Here is a 24,760-nt window from a genome sequence, read left to right as displayed (position 1 = left end):
AGTTTGAAATCTATAATTTCCGCCATTACGACCGATTCGTGGCGCTGAAATGCCCATTTCAACTATGGCCCTCTCGATACTCATAGCCGACGATCACCAGCTCGTTCGCAAAGGACTTCATATGGTCGTGAAGGACGTGCTTGGATTTAATGTGGCCGTCGAATTCGCCGAAACCGGTCGTCAGGTGATCGAGAAGGTACGGGAGAACGAGTTCGACCTCCTCATTACCGACCTGAACATGCCCGAAACGAACGAACTGGCGCTGCTGCCCGATATTCTGGGCATCCGGCCCAACCTGAAAGTGCTCGTGGTAACGATGAAGCCCGACAAGGTTTTTGCCATGCGCTTTTTCCGCGCCGGCGCCCTGGGGTACGTCAACAAAACCGAACCGGACGAGGTGCTTGCCGAAGCGATCCGCGCCGTAAGCCAGGGCCGCAGGTATATTTCGAGGTCTCAGGGCGATATTTTCTCCAATGCATTGACGGGCAATGCGGCCAATTCTCCGTTCGACAAGCTTTCCAAGCGCGAGTTCGAAGTGGCGCTTCTGCTGCTTAAAGGGTACGGTGCGCTCGAAGTGGCGAATGCGCTGTCGATCAGCGCGTCGACGGCCAGCAGTTTCCGGTGCCGGGTCTTCGATAAGCTGGAAATCAAGAACCTGCTGGAACTGAACCATCTTGCCCAGACGTATCAGATTGACGCAGATCCGGAAGGATAATCGTGAATGTGCTGCCCCTGCCCGCTCCGCTAACCACCGAAATGCTGCCCTGAATATAGTCGAGCATCGTGTGGATGAGCAGGCTGCCCGTTGCCCGGTTGCCGGCATGCCGGTCGCGGCTCATAAAAAGGGCGATCTGCTCGTCGCTGAGCCCCTGACCCGTATCCGAAACGGCGATTCGCAGCATGCCGCCCTCTTCATGACAGGAAAGCGTGATTTCTCCGTTGTGGGTATTCTTGTTGGCATTGTCGATCAGGTTCCGGATCACCACGGAAAGAATCTGATAGTCCGAAACACATGTGAGATCGGTGTATACAATGGTGAGTTTGTTATGATTGACTTTGAAAAGCTCTTTATACAGCGAAGCAATTTCCTCGAATAGCGCATTGACCGCGAACAATACCCTGCTGATCTTGAAACCTTGCTGCTGCGTACCGATCCACATAAAAAACTGTTCGGTAAAACCCAGCAGGTTCTGCGTGCCCATATGAAGGTCGCCCAGGTAAGCGTCCAGGTCCGGGGGGCGTGAGCTGCGTGTGGTTTTTCAAAAGATTACCGCTGATGAGCGAGATGAACCGCAATGGCGAACGCATATCGTGGAGCACCATGGTAATGACATGATCTTTGAAACGATTGCTTTCCAGCAGCGCCATTTCCGACCTGGCCAACTCGTCCACGGCGCTTTTCAGCTCACGGGTACGGTCTGAAATGATATTTTCGAGTGCCACGGCTTCGCGTTCCAGCTTGGTAAGCCTTCTTTTGAACAACAGATAGCCTACCAGCACCGATACGCAAATGCAAAACAGGTAAAACCACCAGGTATTGTAAAACCATGGCCGTACGGTGATCCCGAATTCCAGCGCATTCCGACCCGACGAGCGCACGCCGCCGCTTCGCCGCACCATCAGGCGGTAATTCCCGGCGGGCAGGCTGTTGATCGCCACCTGCCCGGTTTTGTCCACCGGGTGCCAGTCCGCATCGAGGTCGGCTACCCGGTATTCCAGTCCGAGATTCTCCGGATTGCCAAAATACGGAGAGGAGATTTTAATGGAAAGCCGTTTGAAATCCGGATCGAGGGTAATGCCCTGCGCATGAAGGTCCTCCGGCCGGTTGTTGAGCATCAGGCTATCCACAAAAATTCCCCGGGACGGAAAATAGGGTTTCAGCTTGTTGGGATAAAACCAAACCAGCCCTTTCATGGAAGGAAGCGATAACAAGCTGTCTTTCAACCACAAATAAGGCGGATCGCACCCACCGTTGAACTCATTGGTAGGCAGGCCGTCCGACCGCTCGAAACGAAAAAAATAGATCTTTTCGAGCCGTCTTTCGGCATAGGCCGACAAATCGCTTTTCCTTACTTTGAAAAGGCCGTTGTTGCTCGGCAACCAGAAAAAGCCATGACCGTCCTCGATAAAGGAGTGGACCGTTTTCAACGCCTGCCGCGGCCCGAAAGGCATCCGGTGGAGCCTGTTGTTATGCAAAAGATAAAACCCCTTTCCGTAAGTCGAAATCCACATTTTGCCGTCCTTTTCGAGGTACACAGTCCGTATCGCCATCGATTCCAGAACCGATTTATCGATACGGTTACGTTCGTAATCATACCATTTCAGGCCATTCTCCGTGCAAACCAGGAAATAGGACGGTCTCAGCTGCTTCGCGTACAGAATGTTCGTTTTCTCGGGAAATTCCTTGAAACCGGCCCCCTTATCGTTCACCAGTTTGGCGAATCCATTGTTTTGAGCGAAAAAGTAATTGCCTCCACCAGCGGGGCTCATATGAACAAGCCTGCGTTCCACAGCCGCCAGGTCGCGGATCCGTCCGCTCCGGATATCCATTTTCCGGAGTGTGAAGTCCTGTTCATAATACAACTGCCCGTCGGCCGTCGTGAAAAGCAGCGAGGCAATTTCATTTTTAATGGGTAATCGGCGGGGTACTTTGTCTGGCCACACCACCATATTCCTCACGATCAGCCCTCCGTCACCCGAATATGCCTGGGCATAAAGGCTTTCGTTCAGGGGCGGCACCATCACAGGCGGGCCACCGAACGGGGATCGCCTTACTTTGAACAGGCCGTCCGTCGACGAGCCCAGATAGTAAGTGGCCTGCTCCGGCACATAGCGGATGCTGCTCAATCCGTGCACTTGGATATTTTGCAGTTCGATTTCAGATCGGAGACCTCCGCCGTGCAGTGAAACTTTGTAAAGATCAGCGCCCACATATACGAAAAAGCCGTCGGCAGCCGGAAAACTTAAAAAATCCCCTGCCAGAAATTGTGCGTTGGATGCCAACGGACCGGTTACCGACGTGTACTGCGGCAGCAGCCGGCCGTTTTTCCACACCTCGATCCGGTTACCCGGCAGAATGCAAACCAGAAACTGCCCGGCGAACAAGGTGTATTGCGGGTACAGGCCGGAATAAGTCCTGATTTTCACCGGCCTGGTTTGACCGGGCGATATGAATAACAGGCTGTCCTGATTTCGAAGGTATATCTCGCTGTTGGAAACGCTCGACGCGTACAGAAATGGCCCGGTGGTGAGGTGATTATAGAAATCGGCCAGCTTTTTCAGCATCTTTTTTTCATCCACCGCTACCCCTTGCAGGCCTACGTGAACATACCATTTGGGCAATAGTACCGGCGCGGGTGCGGCATATTTTCCCGAAATAGCTATCCGGATGACCTGCTCGCCGTATGCCCGCGCGTAGAGGGTGCCGCGCGCGTCGGCCGTAAGGCCCTCTATCCTGTCCGACTCCAGACCTTCGATTTCGGAGGTACCGTATGTCTCAAAACGTTGACCGTCGTAGCGTACAAGTCCCATTTCGGTGGCGAGCCAACAAAATCCCCATTCGTCGAATGCAATGTCCTTTACGCTGTTCTGAGGCAGGCCATTATCGGTATTGAACTGCAGAACGATCGGCCGCCCCGGCTGTGCACGGGCCGGACACACGCAAAGAACGGCTGTCATCAGCGCATAAAAGAGGGTTTTCATCACGGAGTTGAGCGGGTCGGGGTATTTCTTACGAAGTTTATACAGTATGCAATTTAAATACAATTACACTACTTCATGACAACAATACTATTGCAATTACCAAATCGATACGGCCGACATACGTAAAACTATTGCTTATATGTAAATCAGGCATTATTACAATTTATAGAAATTTTTCTAAACAAAATATCTGCATCAATCGATGCGCGATAACGGCCTGCTCCCTCCCTGAAAATAAAAAATGGCGAAAGTCCCTGCCTTCCGCCATTTTCCAAACTACCATTTAACCTATTCTCAGTTCTTGTTGAATTTAGTATTCTGTACGAGCCCGTCTGCCGATTCCACTTCCACGATATAATTCCCGGCACGCAAGGGCCTGATGCCGGGCACCGAAATAACTTCCGACGGGTTGGTGTAACTCCGGGAAAGCATGCATTTGCCGTTCATGTCCACAAGCCGCACCACCACTTTTCCTTCCAGCGACTGGTTGAGTCTTATATTCAGCTCGTCTGCACCCGGATTCGGATAAATGTTGATCCGCGATTTGGTATCGTCCGCTTTGCGGTAGTTCACCTGCCGGACCACCGATTTTTCCGAGTGTCCGTCGAAATCGACCTGTTTCAAACGATAGTAGTTAATGACGCCGGTCACCGGCGCGAGGTCGTGGTAGGCATAGCGCTTTTCCACGGACGAATCGCCCGCACCCGGCACCTTGCCGATCGCTTTAAATACCTTTCCATCCGTGCTGCGCTCGATTATAAACTCCCTGTTATTCGTTTCGCCGGCTGTTTTCCATTGGAGCAATGTACCGGTATTCGATTTTTCGGCGGTAAAGCTGATGAAAGTCACGGGCAGGGCGGTGTCGTTGAACTCCACGATGGCGGCGTCTGCGGCCGGTACCGTAATGGAAAATGTGCCTTGCACGTGGGTCGCCGCCTGGCGCGCACCGGTGGCGCCACTGAATAGCTCACGGGTGGTATAATTATCGGTGCCGCTCATGCCAGCGCGTTGCAGGTCGATATTGAAAGTTTTGGAGGTTCCGCCGTAGTTAAAAATAGCCAGATATGACCTGTTACCTGCGTTCCTGACAAACACTTCATTGGCCTGGTTGCCCGTGTTGCCTTCAACCGGCGTGAATACCGTACCTCCGGCCGCCAGATTCAGCAGGTCTTCGTTTTGAAGCAGCGCCTGCGCCCTGGCCGTCCACGTGCCGGTGGTCGAAAAATCATCGCCGGTAATGAGCGTCCCGGTCACGATGCCGGATGCAAGCCGGGCACGGTTTTCACCTTCGGTTTGCGAGCCGAAAACAAGATGGTCGGCATCCAGGTAGTTGTAAATATGCTTTTGCCACCAGCCATAAGTGGTGCTGTTGAGCGTGTAGGCGGTTTCGTTGATGTCCTTGTACGCATCGCAGGCGATCCTGCGCATATGTGCATAGCGCCCGGTAGCTAGGTTAGGTGAAATGGCGGCGTATACGAGCATTTTGCCGTCGAGCTGGTCGATAAGGTACTCCATACCCTTGCGGTAGGCTTCCATGCCCGTGTGAATGGTATTGTCGTAATAGCTGTCCGCTTCCAGGGCCGCGTGCCCCAGGAAGTCGATCTTGATCATTTCAAAACCGCAGGCTATGAATTTGCCGATTACCATTTGCAGGCGCGCTTTCGTACCGGGATGTGTCGGGTCCAATGCATAGGCACCGTCGAGTTCAACCGGATTGCCATTCACTTTCGTCCAGGCATCCTGATAGTTGTAGCTGCTGCCCTCCATTTGCCGGGCGAATTTACCCCAATCCACAAACGGTGCCCAGTAAATGCCCGGTTTGAACCCCTTGCTTTTGCAATAGGCGGCAAATTCCGTAAGCTCGCTGAAATTGCCGTTCAGGCCGCCTCCCGACATATTGTCCCAATAAGAATCCAGATCGATGTAAAGGGTGCTGTCGCTGTTCCGGAAACCGGGCGCGCCGGTGGAGAAGAAATCGACCACCGACCTGGCTTTGGGAAGGTTAATCGACGACTGGATCGCTCCCCAGCTGTTCCATCCGAAAGGCGTGCTGGCCGTCCAGTTAAAAACATAGCGCGGCTCGGCGAGTGCATTCGCCTGGCCGTAGGCCTCGAAGCCATTTCGCCAGTCGGCGTCGTAGCTCACCATGATGCGCGGCGATCGGCATGCGGTTTGGCCTACCGACACCCAGCCATGGCCGCGTTTGTCGCGGGTAACGCTCTCCTGTGTCCAGCCGGCCACCACGGCCACATAGTTGGTCGTGCTTCTGCCCTCGCCTACGAGGTTCACGCCCGTTTTCCATACCGAATGCTCCACCGAACCGATCACAAGGCCCTTCCGGCTGGCGTTGTCATAGATCGCACCCGCTTCCGAGCTGAAAAAATTGGCGTAACGAACCTCTTTCGCATCATAGCGCACCCAGGCGTCATTGTCGAACGGCACGAACAAGGCGCGGCGGTCGATGTTGGACTGAATATCGACGTAATTGGACACCAGCGGCGTCATTTTATAGCAATTGGAACCATTGCCCGTCAGTACCAGCTCGGTAAAAAAATGCTCCTTTCCGGGATAGGTGTAAAATATCTGCTGCATACCAATGGCCCCGCTTTTGGTCATCGTGATAACATGCTTGGTACCGCTGCCGAATGCGTCTGTAATGGGCATCGTCGAATAGGTCCGGCCCGTAAAGTCGGTACTCTCGTGCACCTGGTCGGAATTGGCACTGGCGGTAGCTTCGCCGATTACCTTGCTATTGTTGAAGTAAACTGAGTAATGTCCGTTGGCAAGGTCATAATCGATCCGGTTGTTCGTACCGAACGCGATGCTCCGGATATCGGGCGGATTGGCAGGCGAGAATGCGATCTTGTCGATATTCGGGCCGTAACCATACGTATTATCGAGCCGGATACTGTTGCTGCCTGCATTCAAAACTATGCTTACCGTTATGGCCGCAGGTGTGGCCCAGCCTCCGGATGCCGGACAGGAGACGGCCACCGGCGTGCCGCCATTAGGCGTTACGTTAATCGTACGGGGATCGCCGGTGCTGTAAGTGACGGTCAGGTTATAAGTACCCGCCGCGGCGACGTTCACGGGAATCACCACGGCCCCGTTGCCGAGGTTTCCCACCTGGCTGCCGCCCGAGCAGCTGCCGCAGCCCTGGATATCGGCGCCATTGGAGAGCACACCGCTCTCCGCCTCGTAGCTTTGGGCGGAAGCATTCGCGTAGGCGAACAACAGCAGGCACAGGTGAAGCGTTGCCCGGCAAAATCCGGCTGTCCTGCCGAACGGGCGGTGCAGCGCAGTCCCTTCCAGCATCGAAAATATTTTCTTCATACCGAATGATTTTCAGATTAATGTTTAGATAGAACCGGCACTAGTAACCGGCATTTTGCTTCAATGCCCCGCCCGATGCCTGGATTTCGCTCTGCGGGATCGGCTGCCAGTAGTTTTTGTCTTGGAATTTCCGTCCTTCCAATGCGATAATCCGCACATATTCGACGGAACCGTCGGGCTTCTTTTCGGGCCTCACGCCATATGCGGGCACATTTTCGGTAATATTGGCGATTTTCCAGCGGCGCACGTCGTAGAACCGGTGCTCCTCGAAGGCTAGCTCCACGCGGCGCTCGTTACGGATGCGCTCGCGCATGGCCGCCTGTGTGAGGCCGGAGGGCAAATCGGGCATTCCGGCGCGCTTGCGGATCTGGTTAACAGCGCTGTAAACCGTCGCGTCGGGGCCGGAGGCTTCGTTACGCGCCTCGGCGTAGTTCAGCAGGATTTCGCCGTAACGGATGTATTTCCAGGGCTGGGTAGCGGTCTGGTTCGCATTGCGGATCGGGCTTTGGTCATTGATAAATTTGTATACATAATAACCCGTCTTGGTCGTGTTCCAGTTTTCGTTGCCATCCTTGCTGTCCAGCCCACCGGGAACGAATGTCTCCACCTTGCGTTCGCGATACGGCGCGCCGTTGTACAAAATACTCATCGTCAGGCGCGGATCTCGGTTTTTATAGGGATCTTTCGGGTTATAACCCGATTTCGGGTCGGTGATTTTCGTACCGTCCATCATTTCATAATCATCCACGAGGTTCTGTAACGGCGTGTTTCCGGCCCAACCGCCATAGCCATTCGGGCCATTCACGAGTTCGAGATTGGTGTGCTCGTTGGTAGGCGAATACAACCGGATAAAAATATCTTCGGAAGTATTGTTGGTGATAAAAAGCTTGCGGTAGTCGTTGTACAGCGAAAACGCATTCTTGTCCATCACCGCTTTGGCCGCGTCGGCGGCTTTTTGCCACTTGCCCGCGTCGTTCCGGTCATTGTTGTACAACGGGCTTGCGGCATACAGCAGCAACCGTGCTTTCAATGCCAATGCCGCATTTTCCGAACCACGGCCCGGGATTACGGTTGAACCGGCCATACCAGCCGCAGCGGCGTCGAGCTCGCTAATGGCATAGGCGAGGCTTTCCTCGATGCTTTTGCGCTGGTAGAGTTCGGTATAATCGCGGTCTTCGAGGGTGTACACCTTGTCGCCTATAATCGGGATACCACCGAAATTGCGGATCAGGTCATGGTAACGATAGGCGCGGATAAAGCGGAGCTCGGCTTTCAGGCGCTTCCTGCCCGACTCGCTCATAGGCACTTTGTCGAGGTTAGCCAGGCCGTAGTTGCATTCGCGGATGCTGCGGTAGCTGCGCGTCCAGGTGTTGGAAATCCAGCCGGTGCGGTCGGGTGCGGCATTGCCCTGCTGCACGAAATAGGTATCGTTATCGAAATTACAGATCGACTCGTCGGTAACGGAGCTCATCCAGGCATCCTCGAACCCCCGCCCGAAACCCGGCTTGTCGCCCTCGGTCGAAAGCTGCACGCCTACATAACGGCCTACCACATACGCATCGGCCAATGCGGAATCGGCCCAGATGGCCTGGTCGGAGATAATGTCGGTTGGCCGCGTGTCGAGAAACGCGTCGTCGCAGCCGGCAAGCAACCCGGCGAAACCGGCTAGAAAGCTCAATATCAGTTTATTAAATTTCATGTCTTTGTCAAGTTTAGAATGTCACGTTCACGCCCACATTGTAGATTTTCTGTTGGGGATAAAAAAATGCATTGCCATTATCCCCTTCCGGATCGAAATCCTTCACTTTGGTGAATGTGAGCAGGTTAAACCCGTTAGTATAAATCCGCAGGCCGCCCAGCCCGATCCTTGAAATCACTTTCGCGGGTACATTGTAGGCCAGCTCCACGTTTTTCAGGCGCAGGAATGCCGTATTCTGGAACCAGAACGTGTTTTTATAGCTGCCATTCACGCCCGTGCCCGTGCGCGAATCGATGCGCGGCGAATTGCCATCCGGGTTGGCGGGGCTCCACGCGTCCCCGGCGCGCGACTGCATGACGCTGCTGAACTCGCCCGCTTCTACCACCACATATTGCGCCACGCGTGCCTGGCCTTGCAGGAGCACATTCAGGCTCAGGTTTTTCCAGCCGCCGCCGAGATTTACGCCGTAAGTGATCTGTGGCACATTGCTGAACTCCGAACGGATGCGGTCGGCGCCGTCGATCTTGCCGTCCCCATTGTAGTCTTCGTATTTGAGGTCGCCCAAACCCGCGCCCGAAACGTGCGGATAAGCGTCGAGCTCCTGCTGGGTTTTGAACACACCGATGGCCCGGTACATGAGGTCGGCATTGGGATTGCCGAGATCGGAGCCGAGCGGCATGCCGGTAGCGCGCTGGTAATCGAGGGTATTCGGGGCCTCGTCAATAAAGATTACCTCGCTTTTGGCAAATGCAAAGTTGCCGCCAATGTTGTAATTGAAGTTGTTGTGGCTGCCCGCATACTGGATTTGCGTTTCGAGGCCGCGGTTATGCACTTCTGCGATGTTCTCCTTCGGGATCTGCGACGAGCTGATACCCGTCAATGCAGGAATGCTCACATTGCGGCTGGCAAGGATGTGGGTGCGGTTTTCGAAGAACAGGTCGAGGTCGAAAGTCAGCCTTTTGAAAAGCGTAGAATTAAGGCCCAGGTTGTATTTCCTGGCCACTTCCCAGGTAATGTTCGGGTTGGCCAGCAACGAGTACTGGATGATTGGCACGTTGTTCGCATTGTTGCCGGTCGAAAATGCGCCGTTGCGTACCTGGAAGTTGTCGCGGAACTGGTTGGGATTCACCCGGTCATTACCCAATTCGCCATACGAGGCCCTGATTTTAAGATCATTAACCGCATCCCCCGTACGGAACCACGGCTCCTGCGAAACGCGCCAACCCAGCGAAATGCCAGGGAAGAACCCGTAGCGCTTGCCCGGAGGAAACACCGACGACCCGTCGTAACGCAACTGAATCTCGGCCAGGTATTTGCCCAGATAGTTGTAGTTCAACCGCCCGAACACATTCCGGCGCGAGGTACGGTAGCTGCTGCCGCTGTTGCCGTAATCCACCGGCTGGGCGCCGCCCTGGCTCAGGTCGGGCAGCTGCGTGGTGATGAAGTTGTTGCGCGACGCGCTGAAAAACTCCTGCGTCTCGCGGCTCTGCTCGTAGGCAATAAAGGAGGAAAATGCGTGGTCGCCGAAGCTTTTGACATAATTCAGCTTGATATTGCCTGTTAACAGCGCCTTGTTGGTCTGGCTCTCGTACATCTGCGCCTGCGCCGGCCCGCCGAGCACGGTACTGTATTGCCGGGTAGTTTTGTTGTATTGGTAAACGATCCAGTTCGTTTTCATTTCCTTGGTAAATGCAAAACTCTGGTCCGCGGAGAAAAAGCCGTCGAGCGACAACCCGTCGATCGGCAGCTGGTAGCTCGCGCGCAGAATGCCGTTCGAAACCGTGGTAGGGCTCTTGTTGGTCCCGGCCAGTGTCGCCATCGCGATCGGATTTTTGCCCTGCTCCACGCCGGCACCGAGTTTCCCGTCGGGATAGCGTGCCGGTAACGTTGGATAAGTTCTGTACAAAAATTCAAACACGTTGCTCGCGCTAAAACCGGCGATATAGCTGCGGTTCTCGCGCCGTGTCGCGAGCTGGATGCCGAAGCTCAATTTATCATTTACATTGACATTCACATTCGAACGCACGCTGTACTGGCGGTATTTGTTCACGCCGTCGCGGTAAAGGCCGTCCTGGTACAAAGTCCCCGCCGACACGAAGTAGTTGATCTTTTCTGTACCGCCGGAAACGGACAGGTTGTGCTGGTTCTGCAATGCCACAGGTTTCATCAGTTCCTTCACCCAGTTGGTGTTGGGATAGTTGACCGGGTCCGAACCGTCCCTGAATTTCTGGATTTCGGCATCGCTGTACCGCTGATTCATCCCACCCGACGGGTTGCGGTAGTAATCAATGGTATTCAGGATTCCCGCGTACGTGGGCGCATCCACGAACCTGGGCAGGCGTGTAGGCTGCACAAAGCCCTGGTTGAAAGAATAATCGAAACGCGGCTTGCCCGCCAGGCCTTTTTTAGTGGTGATCAAAATTACCCCGTTCGCTGCCTGCGCGCCGTAAATGGCCGCCGAAGCGTCTTTCAGCACCGAGATACTCTCTATGTCGTTGGGATTGAGGCGGTCGAGCCCTCCTATTGCATTGGCGATACCATCGATGACGATGAGCGGGTTGCTGTTCCCGGTCGTCGCGCGGCCACGGATCAGTATATTCGAACCATCCGAACCCGGCTCGCCGGAACGGTTATTGGCGATCAAGCCGGGCAAACGTCCTGCAAACGAGTTGGAAACATTCGCCTGCGGGCTGCGCGTAATTTCCGAGCCCTGCACGGTCGCAACCGAACCGGTAATGTTCTTTTTGGACTGCGTGCCATATCCTACCACCACCACCTCTTCCAGCGATTTGGAATCCACTTTCAGAGTTACATCCACGACGGTCTGCGCCCCAACCGTCACTTCCTGCGACAAATAACCGACAAACGAAAAGATCAGCACGGGGGGGGCCGGGCGTCGCTGCGCCGGCAGCAGCTTTATCGTCCGGAATATCGAGCGCGTAGGTGCCCTGCTCGTCGGTGACCGTGCCACGCTGCGTGCCTTTCAGCACCACGCTTACGCCAGGAAGCCGGTCGCCCTTATCGTCGACGACCGTACCGGTGAGCCGGATGTCGGCGGTGCCCGTTCCGATTGTTTGCGCCCCGTCGGACATAGGTCGCTCCTGTAAAATCGACACTTTTCGGCTGCGTTTTAAGATAATCTGGCCGTCGCCGGGCTGGTATTCGATCTGCAAAGGCATCAGAAGCCGGTCAAGGACGGCCGAGAGCTTCTCGTTACTGGCATTAAGGCTAACCCGCGCGCGCACCGGGATAATGCTGCGGCTGTATGCGAAACGCACGCCCGTGAGGCTTTCCAGCCGATCCAAGGCGCTTCCCAGCGTAATGTTTTCCGCCTGGATGCTCACGTTCTTGCCCAGCAGGTCCTGCGCGCTGATGTCCCTCGCATAACCGCCCGCCGCGATCGCTCCGATCAGGAAGAGCTGTAAAATCGATAACCGCATAATATAGTATGCCGTCTTGCTTTGTAGGAAAAAATACATAAGTTTGAAATGGTTAATATGAACAATAGGAAGCCTTGCATCACCGGCCAGTGATGTTCCACAAGGTCTTCGTTCAGGATCAGGGGTGGCTCCAACACTCCTGATTTTTTTAAGCGGGGATTTTTAAAGCAGGTTGAATTTCGTCATAGAGGGATCGTTAGGTGTCTGTTTGGATTGGATATCGAATTATTTTTTCTATTCCGAAGCGGCGCAGCCTTCACCCCGGATGAGGATTTCATCATTCTGCATCTGGTAGCTGGCATCCACGATCTGCATGGTCATTTCGAGTATTTCGGAAAGCCTGTCGTGGTCGAAAGTGGCCTTTACGCGGCAGTTTTCAAGATTGGGGTTTTCCAAACGGATCTTTACGTCGAATTTTTCTTCCAGGCGCTTCACGACCTCGCCCAGCTTCGCATCGCTGAATGACAGGGAAACGGGTTGCCATAAAGGCGCTTTTTCGGCCACCTCGGGCACCTGCGCGCTTACGAGCTCCCCCGACGCCACTTTGAAAACTGCCTGCTGGTGTGGAAGCAGTGTCACTTCCCGGCCCTCGTCGGCAGTTACGAACACTTTCCCTGTCACGACAGAAACCGCATATTCCGCCTCGCCCTTATTGGCCCGGACATTGAAGCTCGTTCCCAAAACCTTCACCTGTACCGATTCCCCGTGAACGAAGAAGGGCCGCGACGCGTCGTGGGTTACTTCAAAAAACGCTTCTCCTTCCAGGGAAACTTCCCGGGAATCTTTCCTGAAATCGTCTTTCGCATAGGTAATGCGCGTACCGGGGTTCAGCCAGGCTTCGCTGCCGTCGGGAAAAGTGTGCCTGCGGACCTGGCGGGTTTTGTTTACAATCGCGATGGTATCGGTGCCGGGCCTGAAAACAGATTTGCGGGATAAATAATAATACCCACCCACACCGGCCACCAGCAGGAACATCGCCGCGACGGCATACCGCAGGAACCATGGAAACGCGGGACGCCGCAGGGGCACCGCCGGCACTTCATCGGCCGATAACCTCCTGATTTCGTTCTGAACCCTGGCCAAATGCTCTTGCTGGTCGAACGCCTCCTCCGTCGTGGTTTCCGCGGCGAGCGACGCGTACCATTCGTCGACCTGAAACACTTCTTCCAGTGTGCACCGTCCTTCGACGTAGCGCTTCAGAAGTTCCGGCGAGAGGTCGCCCCGCGAGATGTTCTTTTTTATTCATAAAATGCCTGTAATAGCCTTTTGTTTCAATTCCCTATTAACAGGACGCACGGCCCGGGCGTATCCCTAGTGACTTTTGAAGAAATTTTATGACAAATACTATTTGAATCCTTATTACTTTTGAACGACGTTGAAGAAAGCACCCAATGAGTACGGCCTATCGCGAAAGAAACGACCTGGAATTATGGCAGCTGGCAAAGGTTTCGGACGATTCACTGGCCTTTGCGGAACTGCACCGCAGGTATTCGGCGAGGCTCTACGCACTGGCGTTGCGCAAAACGGGAAACGGCGGGGCATCCGAAGATCTCGTACAGGACCTGTTCGTGCATTTGTGGCTGCAACGCGCGGACATCAACATCGAAAAAGCGTTCAATATTTATCTGTTTTCCGCGCTCAAGAACCGCATTATCTCCTATCTGCGGAAACAGATCGTCCATCATACCATTTCACTAAGCGACGTCGACCTGGAAACGCTGTCCTCTCAATCGGCCAATCTGGTGCAGGAATGGCTGTCGCTGAAAGAGGTACAGGAAATCTACTCGCGCGAACTCGGGAACCTGCCCGAAAAAAGCAAGCATGTTTTCGAGATGAGCCGTAGCGGGGTTCCCAATAGGGAAATCGCCGAAATGCTGGGGCTTTCCGAGAAGACGGTCGAGTTTCACATCAGCAAATGCCTGAGGGTGTTGCGGGCCCGGTTCGGATACGTGGTGAATGTGCTCGTATGGATACTGGCCAACGCCATATAGCTCCGGGCATGCATTTTGCACGTATACACTCAAATGCATGGACTATGTTTGAATTCGCAGATTGGAGAAAGATCCTGATGCACGACCACCCGTTCGGCTTCCTGCTGGAAGTCGTGATCCGGACGATCATCATGTTCCTGATCATCCTGCTTGCATTGCGGGCCTCGGGGCGGCGCGGGATCAAGCAACTTTCTATTTTCGAGCTTGTACTCATCATCGGCCTGGGTTCTGCCGCCGGCGACCCGATGTTTTATGACGACGTCGGCATTCTGCCCGCTCTCGTGGTCTTTCTGGTCGTGATTACGCTGTACATCAGCGTCACCAGGCTTTCCGACCGTTTCGTGAAGGTCGAAAAAATGCTCGAAGGCGAGCCGTTGTACGTGATCCGCGAGGGAAAACTGCTCATGGACGCATTCCGCGAGTCGGGGCTTTCGCAGGACGAATTCTTCGCCGAACTCCGGTTGCGCAATGTGGCGCACCTGGGCCAGGTACGGACCGTACTCATCGAAACCTCGGGCGAGTTCAGTGTGCTGTATTATCCCGACGACCAGGTAAAATATGGCCTGCCCATTTTCCCCGACGAACTACAAAAAAAGCTCGGCGATGGCCGTCTTCCCGGTAAAAACTGCGAATACATCGCATGCGCCAAATGCGGCGGCCTGCGCGAAAAAAATCAGGGAGAAAATTTGCCTGCATGTACGGAATGTGACGTTTGTGAATGGGTGGAAGCCTCGAATGCGAAGCGAATAGCCTGACGCTATTTCGGCGACGCAAACCGGCAGGAGCCCCGTCGGGCCGGCTTCCGGCGAAACCGGCCCGACGGGGTTATGCGGGGCGATGCCGAGGTGGCCGGCCGCAGACCTCAGTTCTCCGGCGCAATGGGCAACGGCAAATAGTCGCGGTTCAAAATCATCCAATCCTGCAAACGGGCTTTCAGATCATGCTCGATCGCAGCTACTTCCGGTTTGCCCGAGAGGTTGTCCGTTTCGTCGGGATCGGCCAGTAAGTCATACATTTCGAACATTTTACGACGGTCGGCAAAGAGGAGCTTGTCGTATTTTTCGGCCAGCTTGCCTTCGGCGTGCTGCTGTTTGAGTTCCAGCCAGAACGGCTGCCCCGCGAAATCGACCGGATGGTAAGGGATCTGCCAGATCGCGTTGTAAATCAGCTTGTACTTTTTGTTGAAAATAGTCCTGCCGAGATCAAAATTGGAAGAATTGGTCGGTAAACCCTGCCCGTGCGCCCCGCGGACGGCGAATATGTATTCATGGCCTCCCTGCCGCAGGTCGGCGAATGCCGGTGTGAGGCTTTTCCCGGTGATTTCTTCGGGAACCGGGATGCCGGCGACCGTCAGGAGCGTCGGCGCTATGTCGATGCCGGAAACCAGTACATCGCTGACTTGCCCGCCCCTGATCAGCTTCGGATAGCGAACGATCAGCGGAACGTGAATACCCAGGTCGTACAACGTGCCCTTGCCCCGCAGCAATGCCCCGCCATTATCGCCGATGAAAACGACCAGCGTGTTCTCTTCCAGGCCTCGCTTTTTCAAATCGTCCAGGACACGGCCTACGTCGCTGTCGAGCCGCTGGATTTCGCCCAGGTAGGAAGCAAAATCGGCCCGTAGCGCTTTGGTATCGGGCCAATGGCCCGGCAACGTGAGCGATTGCGGATCAGGTTCGAAGTTTTGGGCGTTGAAAATCCGGTGCGGGTCGCTGTAACCGACCTGCACGAAGAAGGGCTTGTTTTTGGGCGCTTTCCCGAGAAAGTCCGTATACTGCTGGAAAATGCTGTCGCGGTTACCGGTCACATTCAGGTAGTCGACGCGGTTTTTGAAGGTTTCCAAACCATATTTTTCCAGGACGGTCACGGTTTCGGGCACACGGCGGTTGCCGTCGAGATGGAAGTTCCGGCCGAGAATGCCGGTATGATAGCCATTTTTGCGCAGCAGCTCGGGAAAGGCCGTCACGGAGGCGTCGAGGGGCGCGGAGAAGCGGGTCATCTGCACATCGAGCGTGTTACGCCCGGTCATGATCGCCGCACGCGAAAGCACACATTGCGGGGCCGTCGTGTAGGCCCGTGTGAAGCGGATACCCTCCTCCGCCAGCCGGTCGATATGGGGCGTTTTGATCTGCGGATAACCGTAGCTGCCCAAGAACGGCGCACTATGGTCGTCGGATACGATGAGAACGATGTTGGGCGGTTGCGGGGTATTCTTTTTTTGCGCCTGTACTTTCCAAAATCCCGGCGCTAAGAGCATCGCGGTTAAAACTACTTTTCTGAACATAAATTACCATTTAGAATATCGCTACGGACCGGGCGCTGTTTCATCTGGCTTCCTGTTTTTTAGGGTACACTTTATCCATGGAAGCCCCCTCGTCGCCCTGCTGTTTCATCCAGGTTTCGAGCTGCGCCCTCAGCGCGGCAATGCGTTGCGCATATTGCGGATCGGCGGCAAGGTTATCCAGTTCGAACGGGTCGTTCCGAGTATCGTAAAACTCCACCGCAGGCCGGTTTACAAAGCGCTCGATGATTTTTCCAGCCTTCGGGTCGCTGCCGTTTTCCACCCAGGAAAACCAGACGGTATTGCGGTCCTTACGTTCGCGGTTCATCATAAAGCGGTTATAATACTGCCTGTCGGGCGTGAGATTGAGGATCAGCTTGTAACGATGGTCGCGAATGCTGCGGATCGGGTATGGATCGCCCTCGGGAATGTTGTTGTGAATGCCGAATGCATAATCCCGCGCCTCCCTGCTCTTCCCGGCGATTACCGGCAGAAAGCTCCGGCCATCCAGGCCTGCCACGGCTTTGCCGCCCGCTATGTCGATCAGCGTCGGGGTAATGTCTTCGTATTGCACCAATGCGCTGGTTTCCGACGACGGCTTTACCCGTCCCGGCCACCTGATGAGCATCGAACTCCGCTGGCCGGTATCATACAGGTTCCATTTCGCTCCCGGAAACTGCGCCCCCTGCTCGCCCAGGAAGATCACGATCGTATTTTTGTCCTGACCGGTCTCTTTCAACAGGTTCAGCACGTCTCCCACCTGGTTGTCCAGCCGCCGCACTTCCGCCAGGTATTTTACGAATTGCCTGCGCGTAACGGGCGTATCTACCCAGTTGGCGGGAAGTTTCAATTTGGCAGCATCAAATTCCGTCGTATCGCCTACTGTCCACGGGGCGTGCGGATTGATGCTCATGATAAAAAGGCAGTACGGCTTGTCGCCGGCCGTAATGTATTTCTTCACGTCGTCCAGCCGGTAATCGTCGGTCGGGGCAACGCAATTGGGTTCGAAACCGTCGACAATATCGAAAGGAAACACGTTTTTCGGTTTGGTCACATGGTCCTTACCGGTAAGCCCCACACGGTAACCCAGATCGCCAAGATAATGCGCCACGCTTTTCAAGTTGTCGTATACCGGCTTATGGTTCTGAAAAGAGCCGTGCCGCACCGGGTAAAGACCCGTAAAAAGCGACGCCCTCGTCGGCACGCACATGGCTTCGGAAGCGATCAGGTTATGGAATTTCAACCCGTCCTTCGCCAAAGCATCGATATGCGTCGTTTTCAGGTTCCGGCCACCGTAGCAACTCAGCTGGCGACTGTCGAGATCGTCGGCCATAATGATCACGATGTTAGGTCGGACGGCGGCCCGTCGCACGGCGGTCCGTCGCACGGCGCTCCGTCGGGCGGCGACCGGCACTTCTTTCAGTATTTCGCCGCCTTCCGGCGAAAACCTTTCACGAATCGTGCCGGTCGTGCCCAGCGACAGCAACGCGTTGAGAATAATACAGATTTTAAACATTTCAAGCATATTACCGGTGGTTGTCCCTGGTTTTAAAATACATCGCCACCGCATTATCTCGCGTCCGCCGCCGGGGTTTGTTACCGGCAGCGGTTAAAGACCGGTTACGCGTTGACTTTAACCGGCGGTGTGCGCGGATTTAATAAGGTAAAAACCAGACCATTCTAATGGATAATGGCGACAAGACGGGCCAGCAGGGGCCGGCCTTACAACGGGGCCACTTCGGGTTCGTCGAGAAGGACCTCCTTTCGCGAACGCAGTCGCTCCACGAGCGAATCGTAATGCAGCAAGCCCGCCGCCTCGACCACCAGCACGCCCACAAACTCCCGCCCACGCCCTATGACGTTCAACCGCTGTATCCTGACGCCTTTGACCGACTCCACCAGCGACGTGATGTAATGCACGCTGAGTGTTTCCGGATATGTAAGTCGGAGCTGATAGGTTTTCATACGCTCGTATTAATCGTTTATAAATTAATCTACTAATTTCATAGAATTAATATACAAATATAATTAAATACAGGCCCCGGCGAGGAGCAAACCCGGAAAGATCGGGAAACATACCACCGGCCGGGGCCATTAAGGGCGTTCTGATCGAACAAAAGCTTGCTGGTCACGATGTCGGAATCGGGCAGTGGAAGCACATAATTCGTTTACGACGGTACCACTTTCGGGGGCCGGTCCTGCCTTTTTTCGTGTTCCAAGGCTGGAAAACAGGATTAATGGTCTCCGTAACGCTTTTCACCGGCCGAAATGGCAACGGCCAGCTTGTTTTGCTTCGGGGGCAACGGACAGGTCGCATACGGGGAGAATGCACAAGGCGGGTTGATGGCTTTGTTGAAATCGAGCCAGGCTGTGCCGTCAGCTTCGACGGCCGCGTACAGGAAGCGGCCCGAGCCATAAGTTTCGTGCCTATTGGTCTGGTCGGCAAAGATGATGAACAGGTTTTCCGGCTGGCCCACGGCGTCGAGGCTATATTCCCGGCCGTCCACGGTAAAAACCAGCCTGCCGGGCGACACCTGGTCGTCGGTGCGGCCGGTAATGTCGGTAATAGGAACCGTATGGCCTTCGGTAGGCACAAAACGCGCCTTTATACGCCATTTCTCCTGAACGGGGTATCTCTCGATGCCGGTAAAATTCTTTAAAAACGGTCCTTCCAGGTCGCGCAGGCGGATCGCGTACTTCTCGCCGCGCTTGATAACGAACCACCGGAGCGATCCGTGCCTTAGCGTAACCGGCTGGCCGTCGGGGAAAATATCGATCTCCGTCACAGGCTGGTCGCCATTGAATATGCCGGCGCCGGGCCTGGCTTTAAGCGTGATATGGCCGTTTTCGAGCCATATCTCGCCCAGGAACGGACTGCTTTTATCGGCCGGAAAAAGAATGTCGTTTTCCTCGGCCCCACCGAATGTGTTCTTCCCTTCATCGAGCCAGAAAAGCCCGGCCAGGTTAAGCCATCCCGATTCCGCTTTCAGGCTTTCGACACGTTTAAGATGCCATTCTCGGATCTGCTCTTCGTAGGTATGGTCGTTGACCGTAAATGCGCCGAACACCAGCACCGCGGCCAGCCCGAGCAATCGATAAATATATGTTTTCATTTTTCCAGGTTTTGGTAAGCGATACCCCCTTGCTTACGTAAGAGACGCTGAATGGTAGCGGCCGGCACGCAAATTTAAATAAACTATTTATCCTACCAATTTAATAGTTTAAAGTTCCGGAAAGTTCCCATTTTCTATTGACAAAACACATTTTTATCCACGGATAACGGACGTTTTGCCTTACAATAAGAACTGGGAACCCGCTAGCGTCATTTTTTGTAATTTCAAATTATGAATTCAAAAACGGCATTTCCTACGCTGGGCATCGACGCTTTCGACTCTTCCCCGGAGTCGGGTTACAAACTTTTGCGCCACGAGGCGGATGGAAAAAGCCGGATCGAGAAGCCGCACAAGCATGATTTCTTCATGCTTTTTGTGATAAAAACGGGCGGAGGCAAGCATTCGATCGACTTTGTCGATTACCCGGTCGGGGATAACCAGGTGCATCTGCTGTTTCCCGGCCAGGTGCACCGGTGGGAACTGGACGAAGGCACAACCGGCTTTCAGCTCATGGTCGGGCGGCGTGCATTCGAAACCTCCTCCAATTTTTTGCGGCTGTCGTTTATCCTGTACCGCAACCACCAGGTGATCGACCTGCCGCAGGAGGCCTTTCAGGCACTTTGCTACGAGCTGGAAGCTATGGAAAAGGAACTGGGCAGCGGCGGTATCGACTGGGATATGGTACAACTTCGCAGCCGGGTGGCCCTGCAACTGGTTAGCCGCGAGGCCGAACGCATTTTCGACGACATCGGTACTTACCGCGCCAATCCGATCCTGTTCCGGTATCACGCCCTGGTAGACACGCATTTCCGTACGCACAAGACCGTAGCATTCTATGCCGATCAGCTCAACATTTCGGCAAACTACCTCAATATCCTGTGCAAAAGGCACTTGCACGTACCGGCAACGTTCCTTATCCATAACCGCGTGGGGCTGGAAGCGAAGCGTCTGCTGCTTGTATCGGGGCAATCGGCCAAGGAGATCGCTTTTGAACTAGGGTTTAGCGATCTTCCTCATTTCTCCAACTTCTTCAAGGCCCAAACGGGCCTGTCGCCACGTGCTTTTCGCAATGCGTTATAAATTTTACAACTTATAGCATAAATAGCGCATGCATGGGGAACGGCGCCGGGGGTAATTTTGCCAAAACCTTGATCCCAGGCATATGGAGTCCATTTCACGCAAAACATTCATCCGGAATTCCGGCTTGCTGCTTGCAGGCGGGATACTGACCGGAAAACCCGAAACTTCCGTTTCAAGCAAGCCGCACACCGGGAACGGCAGCCATTCCGCGAAGAAATGGACATTGAAAAACGTACGGCTGGAAACCGGCTTTATTTACCGGGACGACGAAGTTACCGCTACCCAAACCGGTCTGTTCAGGATCGAAATAGAAGACGGAAAAATCAAAGCCGTGCTTCCGAACGACCCGAAAGCCGATGCCACCGACGCCCGGGGGCATTTGATGCTTCCGGCGTTCAGGGACATGCACATCCATCTGGACAAAACTTTTTACGGCGGCCCCTGGAAAGCACGCCTGGCAAAGAACCGGACTGTGAAGGACATGATCGCTTTCGAGCAAAAAACATTGCCCGAACTGCTCAAAACCTCCGCTTACCGCGCCGGAAAGCTCATCGGACTGCTGCAATCGAAGGGTACGAATTTTGCCCGGAGCCACGTCAATATCGAGCCTACGTCCGGACTGCAATCTTTAAAGAACCTGCAAAAGGCGATAGAAGATAAAAAAGGTACCTTCGGCGCCGAGCTTGTGGCATTTCCGCAGCACGGTATTTTCTATTCCCATTCGGAACAATGGATGAAGGATGCCGCCACGATGGATATCGATTTCATCGGCGGCCTCGACCCCAATGCCATCGACGGCAGCGTGGAAAAACAAATCGACTTTATCGTACAGCTGGCCCTCGACCACCGCAAAGGTATCGACATCCACTTGCACGAAGGCGGCGAACCCGGCCTGCGAACCGTCGAATATCTGACGCAAAAGGTAATCGAGAACCCCGCGCTCGCAGGCAAAACCTTCCTGAGCCACTGCTTCGTACTCGCCCGCCTTGAAAAAGCGAAGCTGGAAGAAACAGCCGAAAAGCTCGCACACGCACGTGTGGGCGTAATCTCGACCATCCCGTTTGGCGGTACTATCATGCCCATCCCGACGCTCTACCGCTACGGTGTGAATGTGATGACCGGCAACGACAGCATTGTCGACCACTGGAATACCTTCGGCACGGGAAGCGTGTTGCAGAAGGCCAACCTGATGGCCCAGCTTTACGGGCAATCGACTGAACTGGAACTCTCGCGCTGCCTTAAACTGGCCACCGGCGACATTCTGCCGCTCGACGACAAAGGCAGGCAGCAATGGCCCAAGGCCGGCGACGACGCGAGTGTGGTACTGGTTGATGCCAGTTGCTCGGCCGAGGCTGTTGCGCGTATCTCGCCGGTAACGGCGCTGGTGCATCAAGGGAATTTGGTATTCAAAAATAATACGCACAAGTCGTAGCGGGCACAACCTAATGACATTAACCACTTCCTTACCTATTTTTAACACAGAAGGCGCAAGATCGGGCAAGCGTTCGCCATTCCACCTGGCGCAAAACTTTCGAAACCCTCTGGTTTTAAGGACCACCCGGCGACGCCTCCATTCCCATTTGCCACCGATCAAGCGTAAACTGCCACACTTCGCCTAATTATATTCTTCTGCGTTTGAAGCACCGCGGTAGTTTTGGTTTCGATATTCACTGAACTACCAGACGAAAGCGATGAAAAACAGAACAGGAAAATTGGGCGCCGGTATTCCGGTATTATTGCTTCTCCTATTGCCCGCATGCGGGCGCCAGGCGGCCGTCCTGGACCCCGAACGCGAGAAAGCGGCGATCCGCGACGTGATCGTGAAGGAAACAACCGCTTATTACAAACAGGACTATGCTACCTGGAAAAGCACTTATGTAGCGAAGCCCTATTTCCGCGAACATGGGTATTGGGACGGCTACCCGGAGAAGGTCAGAATTTACAACAGTTTCGCCGAGCTCGACAGCCTGAAGAAAAAGCAGTTCGACGACAACAAAACTGTTTGGCAAACCGCGGAAGTGACACGCAGCAACGAGAATTTTCGCATTTACGGCGACGTGGCCTGGTACACCTCCGACCAGGTTTCGACGGACCGAAACACCGGCAAGTTACTGGGAAAATCTGTCGATATCAGGATTTTAGAAAAGGAGAAAGGCGAATGGAAGATTGCCTACCTGGGGTTCTATTATCTGCCGCTGGAAAAGAAATGACGCCTTAGCGCGTTTCCGGGCTTTCCGCACATACTGTCTGACCGACTCCGCCAGCCGTGGACATCGGTCAGGCTTTTATTTTTTCGGGCGAAACACCAAACTTCTCCCTGAACTTAATAACCGAAATGCCGGGCGGAGGAATAACCGATCGAAGCAAACCTATTTTTTACGGACGTCCCTATCGCCGTCCCATTGCTGATGGCCGATGCTGATAATAACACCTTTCTTCCTCAACCTTGTCTGTAAGGCGGCAACGTCGATCTGCTGCACATCCTTGTTCTCCGAGGCAGCCATCGCCGCCGCGATACCCGCGCTGTTCCCCAGCTGCATCCAGGTAGACTCCACCCTTGCCGAACAAAATGCGACATGCGAAACCGACAGACAAACAGGCACCAGTAAATTGGTGCATTCTGCGGCCGTCTGTGTGAGCGTCCGGTAGGAAAACTCGTAGGGCGCCGTAACAGGGTGCCATATCCTGCCTTCGTTCACGAACTGCGTTTTGGAAACGGCCACGCGCTGTACGTGATGGCTGTCGATCCAATGCGAGCCGAGACAAATCGCGTCGGGTTTGGAACGTCTTTCAAGGATATCCTGCTGGGTCTGAATCAGCGCGCCTTTCATTCTCCGAGCCTCCCGGATATAGAGATAGTAAGGGAAGTTGCCGTTATCCCGGAATTCGTCGGCCGTAAATCCGTAGCGGTTCACTTCGTCGTGCAGGCTCTTCGGCACCGACGCGTCGTTGGCCAGAAAGTACAGCAGCCCGAGTGTCCAGTTCTTGTGATCGTCGTAAATCGCTTTCCGTCGGGCGTAATCGGCGTCGGGGTATTCGGTATTACCGCCGAAATGCCCGAGCGATATCACCGATTTCTGTTTGTTATTGGTTTCAAACTTGCCTTCAGGATAATTCCACGCATACAGGTCGATGATGTCATGGAACCGGGTTTCAGGCTTGTTTTTCAAAAGGCGCCTAAGCATTATGAAACGGTCCGGGTCATATTTATCCGGCTTGGGAAACGGCACACGATTGTCGAGAGTCGACATTACGACGCGGAAGTTATAGTTCATCACTCGCCTGTCGGCTTGCCCTTCCGTCAACGTACGGCGTTCTGTGAAACCCGGCAATAGCCTGCCCGAATCGTCGTACGGGCTCGCATCTATCGGTTCATCCATAAACCTCACACCGGCATACGACTCCCCGTATTCGTCCCGGCTTTCGCGTCCGTATGTATAGGACACGCCTGACCGGGCCATGAGGTCGCCTTCATAAGTACAGTCGATAAAGACCTTCCCGGCGACCTGTTGTCCGTTAGTCAGCCGGATAAACCGGATACTTCCCGATCTTTTGTCCACCTTTTCTACAAATGCATTGAAAACGACTTTCACGCCGGCCTCGGAAAGGAGGTCGTTAAAAGTTTTCTCGGCCACATGCGATTCGAAATAAAACTGCACCTTGTCCTTCCCGTAAAATTGGCTCATGCGGGTATAGAACTCCAAAGGCAAGCCGGAGATCGTTTCCTCGATCATGTGCTCGGACTCAGCCGTCCCGATCCCGCTTGTGTTCAGCCCCCCGACATGCGCTGTTTGTTCGAGCAGGAGCACGCTGGCCCCCTCCCGTGCCCCGGCTACCGCCGCGATTACCCCGCCGGGGGTGCCGCCATATACCACAACATCGTATTGCGCCTGCGCAACACCAAACAGTGATCGAAGTAGAATGAATGTCGTCAGTAGGTATTTCATAAACAAGATTATAAAGCCTGCAAGGCGTCCGAACCGATGCTTTTACCGGTAATGACCGGGTAAAACCTGACTCATCGATGCCCGGAGCGTCTCGTCGTCGGTATGTGCATTTTTCGCTTTCAAGGGTCCGGTTTATCCACAAATAAAGCTAAAAAACCTTGAAATAGGTAAAGA

Annotated in this window: 17 protein-coding genes and 1 pseudogene; 6 read left to right on the top strand and 12 right to left on the bottom strand. The window is 54.3% G+C overall.

Features of this window, described 5'->3' with window-relative positions:
• The first annotated feature begins 49 nt into the window (after window positions 1–49).
• Entirely contained in the window at window positions 50–715 is a 666-nt protein-coding gene (locus tag ABV298_RS22420) for a response regulator transcription factor (RefSeq protein ID WP_353718391.1), read from the top strand.
• On the opposite strand, the gene ABV298_RS22415 is transcribed toward ABV298_RS22420, so the two are convergent.
• The 7 genes and pseudogenes from ABV298_RS22415 to ABV298_RS22385 all read right to left on the bottom strand — a co-directional run bounded on the left by ABV298_RS22415 (window position 648) and on the right by ABV298_RS22385 (window position 13,335).
• Entirely contained in the window at window positions 648–1,160 is a 513-nt protein-coding gene (locus ABV298_RS22415) for a HAMP domain-containing sensor histidine kinase (protein WP_353718390.1), read from the bottom strand. The genes ABV298_RS22420 and ABV298_RS22415 overlap by 68 nt on opposite strands.
• Entirely contained in the window at window positions 1,069–3,702 is a 2,634-nt protein-coding gene (locus tag ABV298_RS22410) for a histidine kinase (protein WP_353718389.1), read from the bottom strand. Before ABV298_RS22410 ends, ABV298_RS22415 begins: the two co-directional genes overlap by 92 nt.
• A gap of 294 nt (window positions 3,703–3,996) precedes the next feature.
• Complete coding sequence (locus ABV298_RS22405; RefSeq protein WP_353718388.1) at window positions 3,997–7,035, bottom strand: CBM35 domain-containing protein; 3,039 nt, start codon at window positions 7,033–7,035, stop codon at window positions 3,997–3,999.
• A gap of 40 nt (window positions 7,036–7,075) precedes the next feature.
• Window positions 7,076–8,734 carry a RagB/SusD family nutrient uptake outer membrane protein gene (locus tag ABV298_RS22400; protein ID WP_353718387.1) on the bottom strand — a complete coding sequence of 553 codons (1,659 nt, stop codon included), beginning with the start codon at window positions 8,732–8,734 and terminating at the stop codon, window positions 7,076–7,078.
• A gap of 13 nt (window positions 8,735–8,747) precedes the next feature.
• Window positions 8,748–11,576 (bottom strand): TonB-dependent receptor, encoded by a 2,829-nt coding sequence (locus tag ABV298_RS22395; RefSeq protein WP_353718386.1) that lies wholly within the window; start codon window positions 11,574–11,576, stop codon window positions 8,748–8,750.
• A 136-nt stretch (window positions 11,577–11,712) separates the two neighbouring features.
• Window positions 11,713–12,174 (bottom strand): annotated as a pseudogene (locus tag ABV298_RS22390) (STN domain-containing protein); the annotation flags it as partial.
• Window positions 12,175–12,408: 234 nt separating this feature from the next.
• Window positions 12,409–13,335, bottom strand: a complete 927-nt coding sequence (locus tag ABV298_RS22385; RefSeq protein ID WP_353718385.1) for a FecR domain-containing protein — start codon at window positions 13,333–13,335, stop codon at window positions 12,409–12,411.
• Between the two features lie 230 nt (window positions 13,336–13,565).
• On the opposite strand from ABV298_RS22385, the gene ABV298_RS22380 reads away from it, so the two are divergent.
• Window positions 13,566–14,165, top strand: a complete 600-nt coding sequence (locus ABV298_RS22380) for an RNA polymerase sigma-70 factor (RefSeq protein ID WP_353718384.1) — start codon at window positions 13,566–13,568, stop codon at window positions 14,163–14,165.
• Between the two features lie 44 nt (window positions 14,166–14,209).
• Window positions 14,210–14,920, top strand: coding sequence for a DUF421 domain-containing protein (locus ABV298_RS22375; protein ID WP_353718383.1), 711 nt, complete (start codon window positions 14,210–14,212; stop codon window positions 14,918–14,920).
• Between the two features lie 107 nt (window positions 14,921–15,027).
• Here the strand turns inward: ABV298_RS22375 and ABV298_RS22370 are convergent, their stop codons facing one another.
• From ABV298_RS22370 to ABV298_RS22355, 4 genes are all read right to left on the bottom strand, one after another.
• Window positions 15,028–16,449 carry a sulfatase gene (locus ABV298_RS22370; protein ID WP_353718382.1) on the bottom strand — a complete coding sequence of 474 codons (1,422 nt, stop codon included), beginning with the start codon at window positions 16,447–16,449 and terminating at the stop codon, window positions 15,028–15,030.
• A gap of 40 nt (window positions 16,450–16,489) precedes the next feature.
• Complete coding sequence (locus tag ABV298_RS22365; RefSeq protein WP_353718381.1) at window positions 16,490–17,971, bottom strand: sulfatase; 1,482 nt, start codon at window positions 17,969–17,971, stop codon at window positions 16,490–16,492.
• A gap of 197 nt (window positions 17,972–18,168) precedes the next feature.
• Window positions 18,169–18,411, bottom strand: a complete 243-nt coding sequence (locus ABV298_RS22360) for a hypothetical protein (protein ID WP_353718380.1) — start codon at window positions 18,409–18,411, stop codon at window positions 18,169–18,171.
• Window positions 18,412–18,680: 269 nt separating this feature from the next.
• Complete coding sequence (locus ABV298_RS22355) at window positions 18,681–19,559, bottom strand: DUF1684 domain-containing protein (RefSeq protein ID WP_353718379.1); 879 nt, start codon at window positions 19,557–19,559, stop codon at window positions 18,681–18,683.
• A 231-nt stretch (window positions 19,560–19,790) separates the two neighbouring features.
• Here ABV298_RS22355 and ABV298_RS22350 point away from each other — a divergent pair, with 231 nt between their 5' ends.
• The 3 genes from ABV298_RS22350 to ABV298_RS22340 all read left to right on the top strand — a co-directional run bounded on the left by ABV298_RS22350 (window position 19,791) and on the right by ABV298_RS22340 (window position 22,849).
• The gene (locus ABV298_RS22350) at window positions 19,791–20,639 is read left to right on the top strand and encodes a helix-turn-helix transcriptional regulator (RefSeq protein ID WP_353718378.1); all 849 of its coding nucleotides are present in this window, start codon (window positions 19,791–19,793) and stop codon (window positions 20,637–20,639) included.
• Window positions 20,640–20,721: 82 nt separating this feature from the next.
• The gene (locus ABV298_RS22345; RefSeq protein ID WP_353718377.1) at window positions 20,722–22,071 is read left to right on the top strand and encodes an amidohydrolase family protein; all 1,350 of its coding nucleotides are present in this window, start codon (window positions 20,722–20,724) and stop codon (window positions 22,069–22,071) included.
• Between the two features lie 259 nt (window positions 22,072–22,330).
• Entirely contained in the window at window positions 22,331–22,849 is a 519-nt protein-coding gene (locus ABV298_RS22340) for a hypothetical protein (RefSeq protein WP_353718376.1), read from the top strand.
• A 159-nt stretch (window positions 22,850–23,008) separates the two neighbouring features.
• Here ABV298_RS22340 and ABV298_RS22335 read toward each other — a convergent pair whose 3' ends face one another.
• Window positions 23,009–24,586 (bottom strand): FAD-dependent oxidoreductase, encoded by a 1,578-nt coding sequence (locus ABV298_RS22335; protein ID WP_353718375.1) that lies wholly within the window; start codon window positions 24,584–24,586, stop codon window positions 23,009–23,011.
• Window positions 24,587–24,760 lie beyond the last annotated feature (174 nt).

Source organism: Dyadobacter sp. 676, from assembly GCF_040448675.1.
Classification (GTDB): domain Bacteria; phylum Bacteroidota; class Bacteroidia; order Cytophagales; family Spirosomataceae; genus Dyadobacter.
This window is presented reverse-complemented; position numbering and strand designations above follow the sequence as displayed.

Coding starts and splice junctions, on each gene's coding strand:
- ABV298_RS22420 (WP_353718391.1), top strand. CDS start 50: ATGCCCATTTCAACTATGGCCCTCTCGATACTCATAGCCGACGATCAC.
- ABV298_RS22415 (WP_353718390.1), bottom strand. CDS start 1,160: ATGTGGATCGGTACGCAGCAGCAAGGTTTCAAGATCAGCAGGGTATTG.
- ABV298_RS22410 (WP_353718389.1), bottom strand. CDS start 3,702: ATGAAAACCCTCTTTTATGCGCTGATGACAGCCGTTCTTTGCGTGTGT.
- ABV298_RS22405 (WP_353718388.1), bottom strand. CDS start 7,035: ATGAAGAAAATATTTTCGATGCTGGAAGGGACTGCGCTGCACCGCCCG.
- ABV298_RS22400 (WP_353718387.1), bottom strand. CDS start 8,734: ATGAAATTTAATAAACTGATATTGAGCTTTCTAGCCGGTTTCGCCGGG.
- ABV298_RS22380 (WP_353718384.1), top strand. CDS start 13,566: ATGAGTACGGCCTATCGCGAAAGAAACGACCTGGAATTATGGCAGCTG.
- ABV298_RS22375 (WP_353718383.1), top strand. CDS start 14,210: ATGTTTGAATTCGCAGATTGGAGAAAGATCCTGATGCACGACCACCCG.
- ABV298_RS22370 (WP_353718382.1), bottom strand. CDS start 16,449: ATGTTCAGAAAAGTAGTTTTAACCGCGATGCTCTTAGCGCCGGGATTT.
- ABV298_RS22365 (WP_353718381.1), bottom strand. CDS start 17,971: ATGCTTGAAATGTTTAAAATCTGTATTATTCTCAACGCGTTGCTGTCG.
- ABV298_RS22360 (WP_353718380.1), bottom strand. CDS start 18,411: ATGAAAACCTATCAGCTCCGACTTACATATCCGGAAACACTCAGCGTG.
- ABV298_RS22355 (WP_353718379.1), bottom strand. CDS start 19,559: ATGAAAACATATATTTATCGATTGCTCGGGCTGGCCGCGGTGCTGGTG.
- ABV298_RS22350 (WP_353718378.1), top strand. CDS start 19,791: ATGAATTCAAAAACGGCATTTCCTACGCTGGGCATCGACGCTTTCGAC.
- ABV298_RS22345 (WP_353718377.1), top strand. CDS start 20,722: ATGGAGTCCATTTCACGCAAAACATTCATCCGGAATTCCGGCTTGCTG.
- ABV298_RS22340 (WP_353718376.1), top strand. CDS start 22,331: ATGAAAAACAGAACAGGAAAATTGGGCGCCGGTATTCCGGTATTATTG.
- ABV298_RS22335 (WP_353718375.1), bottom strand. CDS start 24,586: ATGAAATACCTACTGACGACATTCATTCTACTTCGATCACTGTTTGGT.